The following is a 5,297-nucleotide window of genomic DNA, read 5'->3' on the forward strand; positions in this document are numbered from 1 at the left end:
CATTACACGCATCGCGCCCCCTTCGCCCGCCTGCACCGTCCATTGAATGTCAACTCGCCCCTCAGGCGAAGCAAACGCGCCATGCTTGACTGCGTTGGTGGTGAGTTCGTGAACGGCCATTGCGAATGCCTGGACCGCATCTTGCGGTAGCGCGACTGCGGGGCCGTCGAGATTGAAATTCCCACCTTCCCGTGCGCCATGCGCCTGCAGCTCCAGCCGCAGAATCTCGGACATATCAACACTTCCTCTCGGCGCGCGCACCAACAGATCCTGCGTGCGTGCCATGGCACCGAGCCTGCTCTCGAAGGCTCGGCCGAATTCCTCAAGCGAACCGCTGTCGCGCAGCGTTCGTCTTACCAGCGCATCGACGGTGGTGAGGACGTTCTTTATCCGGTGATGGAGCTCGCCAACCTGCGTTTCCCGCTCCTTCTCCATGCGGCGCTGCTCGGTGACGTCGCGGATCGCCAGCAGGATGAGGTCGAGGTGGTCGAGGCGTCGCCCGTTGAGGAGCATGACGCGGCGGCCGACGTGCTCAAAATCATGCTCCACTTCCACATCATCGAAGGCGTTGTTGTTGGGCAGGACGTTCTCAAGCAGCTCTCTCAGACGCGGGATGTCCCATTGCCGATTGCCGAGCTCGTAGATCAGCCGCCCCTTAGTGTCGTCAGGAGACACCTGGAAGGCGTCATAGAAGGGCCGGTTGGCGCGAACCACCTTCAGGTCCCAATCGAGCACCAGGAGCGCCTCCCGGGTACTGTCGATCAGCTTTTCCCCGAACTCGACGTAGCCTTCGAGTTCGAACCGGGCCTGTTCGGTCTCGGTGCGATCTGAGATGACCAAAAGGATCAGTTCAGGGCGGTCGCCCTCGGGCGGCAGCCGCCTCGCGTTCAGGATCATGATCCTTTTGCCGATCTCCGGGAACTTATGCTCTAGCCGGTAGTGCTCCACTACCGACTGCTGCGGCAGGATCTCTTCCAGGAGCCGACGGAGCTCGGGGATATTCCACTGGCCATTGCCGAGTTCGTAGAGCAGGCGCCTGCGGGTCTCTTTGGTGTCGACCTTGAACAGCGTATAGAACGCCGAATTGGCTTCCTCGACCGTAAGGTCGTCTCTTAGGACCAGCAGCGGCTGATCCATGGTCTGCAAGATCGCTTCGGCAAGGCCAGTTGAACCGAGATTGTACAACCGGGGTGGCCTGCTTTCCCCCGAGGATTTTTGGTTGCCCATTCGTTACAATGAACAGCAGATTGAGCTAGAGTCCAGTTGGATAGCTCGTTGTGAGCCCCACTTGATCGGAAACAGAAGGAATGGCCTCTTTCTAACGTCAACCGGTCTGCGGCGCGGAGCCAGAAAGTCGGCTCGCCGCCCGACCGCGACGAAGAACGCTCCGCGGCTGTACGGCAGAACGAATCCTTCGGCCGGCTCGGTCGCGCCATGCGCGGACGTCTGCAGTGGACTCACTGAAGATCGCGATCCGGCCTCTTCTCGGATGTTTGCCGAGCAAGATCAGGCGAATTGATGATCCATTTCCTGACAGCGATCCCACGAGAATGTCGTGATCAAAAGCTACCAGGAACGGGATCAACATTGGTTGGATCGGGTGGGCCGCGATGTTGGACGTGCACTGCGGATTTCGGGCGGAATACACGTTTCGCTGGCCCATGTGATTCCTTGATCCGTTTCCAACGAGGTTCCCCTGCCGCTGGTTTCCGACCGATCAGGCTGGCCGCGGTTTGTAAAAGCGGCACCAGCAATCAGGGCTGATTTCGCCGCAACGATCTCCATGCATTCGGCTCCACGAAATGGGCGCACCCTGCGCAGCGGCGACCTTTGTTTGGAACATCCTGATAGAGTGCCAGAGGCTTTGGCGTTGTTCGGCGCCACGCGCCGCAGGCTAGCCCGTCATGCAGGAAGCAAGCCCGCCTCCACCGGCAATGGCGACGCCGGTCATCGATACCTTCAGAAACTTCCGACGAGACAGCGTCTGGCTTGGCACGCTTTGTGCCGACCAGCGATTTGCCTCACTACGATCACCGTTCATAACCTTTCCTCCCAATCGACATCCGTGGAACGCCGACGCCGTCAAGTGCTGGGTCAAATCGACTTGAGGTACTCGATCAGATCACTCTTTTCCTGATCGGTCAGATCAAGGCCCAGATGGTCGTCATAATGCTTGATGACGTCATTGAGGGTGGCGAACCGCCCGTCGTGGTAGAAACCGCCCTTGTGGATTTTTTCCGTGTTCCAAAGTGCACGCAACGATGCCGTCCTGTAACGCTCGTCCGGGGATCGCATCGCCTGGAAATCGTCGATCCCGATCTCATCGGCCGTATGCAGGTTCCATCCCGGCTCGGTGAATAGTGGCGGCACGTGGCAAGTGCCGCATTTGGCCTTGTCGTTGAAAAGTACCTCGCCTTTCTCCGCCGCCGCACTGTCGAAGGCGCCCTCGGGCGGCTTCGGGGTCGGCAGCGAAAGCTGATAGAAGTGAAGCGCCGGCAGCTTCGCCGTGATCCGGTCTTCCTCGTCCTGCTTGTGGCCCTGTTTCGTTCTCGCTGCGACCGGATACTTCTCTGCATCGTCCAGGCGCGGATCGTAGAAAACGCCTTTGCCGTGCATTTCGAGATTGCCGACATAGGCGTTCCAGTAGCTCACCGTGCCCCAGGCTCCGGTCCATGTATGGTTGTTCACGCCGGCCAATCCGAAGGCGGGTGGATTGAGCGTGGCGGCCGTCTTGCCGTCCGGCCGGAATGCCTTGCCGTCGAGGTTCAGTTCAGCATCGAATTTGCCAGGGCCCCATGCTTCCACCGCCTTCTTCACCTCCGCTTCGGATATCTGCAGCATTTCGGTGAACGCCGTGAGGTCAGGCGCCAATGCAACGACAGCGCCTATATTGAGGTCGCGGTTCGGCCAGCCGTCCAGCCTATGCCCGATGCCTGGCGCATATGCGTCGTCAACGGTCGAATGGCACACGGCACATTGTATGCCGACCGAAGTCAGCGTCTTTCCGTCCTCGGCGAAGAACCCGGTCACCCCGACAACGGCATTGGCTTTGAGCAGAAGAAGCGTGCTTGCAGGATCGGTAAGGTCGACCTCACCTTTGTCGAGAGCTGCAGCCACATCCTTCGGAATTGCATTGACATCGACCTTGAGGCCAAGTTCGAGAGCCATTTCCGGACTGAGGCCAGGTCCGACCCCGCCCAGTTTCTCCCCGGCGATCGCCTCATGGAGCTTGAGCTTGCCGCCCCAAAACTCCTCGCTACCAAAGGTATCGAAACGGAAAGTCTCGCGACCTTCCTTGAGATATCGCTTGGCCTGCTCGGCCGCGGCGGCGTCAAAATCCTTTCCACTGACCGATCCTTTTGCGCCCGTCTGGGCAGCGGCCGGAATCAAAGCCGCGGAGACCAGAATGACCAAGGAGACACCAATACGATTGAACCGTGCTGACACTGCCTTGTCCTCCCGAATGTTGTTTTCCAGTTGGTCTACCCGTTCGGCGACGTCCCGATTGCGTGGCTACCGAATCTGGCTGACAATATTGGATGATCGAACCGTCAAAACGTTCCCGCGTCCGGCGCGAAAACCGATCGATCGATAGAGCATGGACCTTCTGCCGGCATGGGAGAGAGAGGCGCAGAAAGACCTTCCGTCACGCAGTTAGGCTGGAAAACGAAGGCGATCTATAACGGTCTCGATTAGTCGCTCGCAGCGTCGGCCCTTGAAGGGGAAGGCATTGAGCAGCACGGGGCCAATCTGCTCGTCTAGCTCTTGGCGAAGGAGACGGCGAGCGCGATGGAGCCGCGTCCGCACTGTCTCGGGACGCACTCCGAGCAGTTCCGCTGTCTCGTCATTAGAGAGTCCTTCGATTGCTCGGGCAATAAGAACAACGCGGTAGGCGGGGGGCAGCCTATCGGTTGCCTGTTCGACCAAGCTCAGGATTTGTCGTTGCGCCACCGTTCGCTCTGCGTCCCCGGAATGCTTGTCGAGAGCAAACTGTATGACTTCGGCATTGGCCCGTGCCGCAGATTTTGCAAAAGCTGCCGCGCGCCGACTCCTTCGCAAGCGTCCTAATGCCTCGTTGACGACGATCCTGCAGAGCCATGTCGACAATGCCGATTCTCCTCGAAACTCGGCAAAGTGGGCGAAGGCGTTGACATAGGCTTCCTGAACGATGTCCTCGGCTTCGCTGTCGTCGTCGGCCAATCCACGCGCGATATGGTAGAGGCGCTGGTTGTGCATCTGCATGATGGTTCGTAATGCGTCCGCGTCGCGCGCCAACGCGCGGCGGACCAGTTCCACATCCTTGGAATTGCGCCCGTCATCGCCCCTGTCGATGCGTGGGTCGGACATGACAACTTATCTAATCACCAATTCGGTGCCCTCACAGCAAAAAAGGTCCTAGTCGACTGTTTCATCAGTGGAAGGCAACAGGCAATCAAACACAGCGGCGAGAAGCAAGCCGACGGCGCCTATCATGCCGACAATGCTATGACGCTTCATTACCCGCCCTCCAAGCACAGCATCCATCAAATGCCGGCTTTCCGTCTAAGAGCAGTCATACGCGCTTCTAGGAAATGAAGGTCGCCTTCGGGTCACGAGCGCTGGTTGGGCCCAATGTCCGGTTTCTGGAAGGAAAATGGGTCCCGGTGGTCGGATTGGGTCCAGGTCACGACGATGCCCGAGCCGACCTGAATGTCCGCTCCTGAAGAACCGCAGCCTGAAGCTGCTAGTCCGCTGTCGGCCCCAATTGCCCGTCAGCAAAGCGCCCAAAAGCGGACCTTCGCCATCGGAAGCGCCCTCAGGCAATACCATGGTCATCCGGTGAGCAGGCAACGCCTGTTGCCATTGCTTTGTGCCTCCCCCCACACCGAGGCTCTGTGGTGCGCGCGCATGACAAAGCGGCACGCTCGTCCGTGCCAGGGTGCCGGCGATGTAAGCGCCAGCACCGGAGGCAGTCATGGACATTTACAGTCTCGTCGCAGCGAACCTTCATTCAGGGGCCCGTCCCGCGCTGAAGGACGCCAAGTCTGAAGACCGCTACTACTCGGATCAGGTCGCCTTGCCGCGATTGGGCCCGGGGCTGCTCGGGTCAATCGTCGTCTGCGCCTTGCTGATCCTTGTAGGCATGCCTCCGAGCTGAGGCCGGTGACATGCCGCGAGAGGTTGGCCGTGATATGCTGCCACGCGACGTTGCCGGAGAGCGGGTGATGGACAATAGCGAGGACGATAAGGCCGCAGTCGTGCCGGTGATCCGCGCCGAGACCGAAGCCTGGCTGCGGCGGGATTTCGAGGCATTGGCG

At 59.6% G+C, this 5,297-nt stretch carries 5 protein-coding genes and 1 pseudogene; 2 read left to right on the forward strand and 4 right to left on the reverse strand.

Annotation, left to right across the window (positions count from 1 at the left end; translation table 11 throughout):
* The 4 genes from E5W70_RS29950 to E5W70_RS29960 all read right to left on the reverse strand — a co-directional run.
* On the reverse strand, positions 1-1,185 hold a 1,185-nt coding region (locus E5W70_RS29950), incomplete at its 3' end, for an HWE histidine kinase domain-containing protein (protein WP_292664895.1).
* 709 nt (positions 1,186-1,894) lie between these two features.
* The gene (locus E5W70_RS33225) at positions 1,895-2,041 is read right to left on the reverse strand and encodes a twin-arginine translocation signal domain-containing protein (protein WP_366509757.1); all 147 of its coding nucleotides are present in this window, start codon (positions 2,039-2,041) and stop codon (positions 1,895-1,897) included.
* A gap of 53 nt (positions 2,042-2,094) precedes the next feature.
* Positions 2,095-3,447 carry a hypothetical protein gene (locus tag E5W70_RS29955; RefSeq protein ID WP_292664896.1) on the reverse strand — a complete coding sequence of 451 codons (1,353 nt, stop codon included), beginning with the start codon at positions 3,445-3,447 and terminating at the stop codon, positions 2,095-2,097.
* A gap of 207 nt (positions 3,448-3,654) precedes the next feature.
* Positions 3,655-4,347, reverse strand: coding sequence for an RNA polymerase sigma factor (locus E5W70_RS29960; protein ID WP_292664897.1), 693 nt, complete (start codon positions 4,345-4,347; stop codon positions 3,655-3,657).
* A 607-nt stretch (positions 4,348-4,954) separates the two neighbouring features.
* Here E5W70_RS29960 and E5W70_RS29965 point away from each other — a divergent pair.
* Positions 4,955-5,137 carry a hypothetical protein gene (locus tag E5W70_RS29965; protein WP_292664898.1) on the forward strand — a complete coding sequence of 61 codons (183 nt, stop codon included), beginning with the start codon at positions 4,955-4,957 and terminating at the stop codon, positions 5,135-5,137.
* A 10-nt stretch (positions 5,138-5,147) separates the two neighbouring features.
* Positions 5,148-5,297, forward strand: a pseudogene (locus tag E5W70_RS29970) (LuxR family transcriptional regulator); the annotation flags it as partial.

The sequence above is a fragment of the Mesorhizobium sp. genome (assembly GCF_005063415.1).
Taxonomy (GTDB): domain Bacteria; phylum Pseudomonadota; class Alphaproteobacteria; order Rhizobiales; family Rhizobiaceae; genus Mesorhizobium.

Bases quoted from the DNA above. Each gene is read 5' to 3' on its own strand.
- E5W70_RS33225 (WP_366509757.1), bottom strand. From the start codon at position 2,041: ATGAACGGTGATCGTAGTGAGGCAAATCGCTGGTCGGCACAAAGCGTG.
- E5W70_RS29965 (WP_292664898.1), top strand. From the start codon at position 4,955: ATGGACATTTACAGTCTCGTCGCAGCGAACCTTCATTCAGGGGCCCGT.
- E5W70_RS29960 (WP_292664897.1), bottom strand. From the start codon at position 4,347: ATGTCCGACCCACGCATCGACAGGGGCGATGACGGGCGCAATTCCAAG.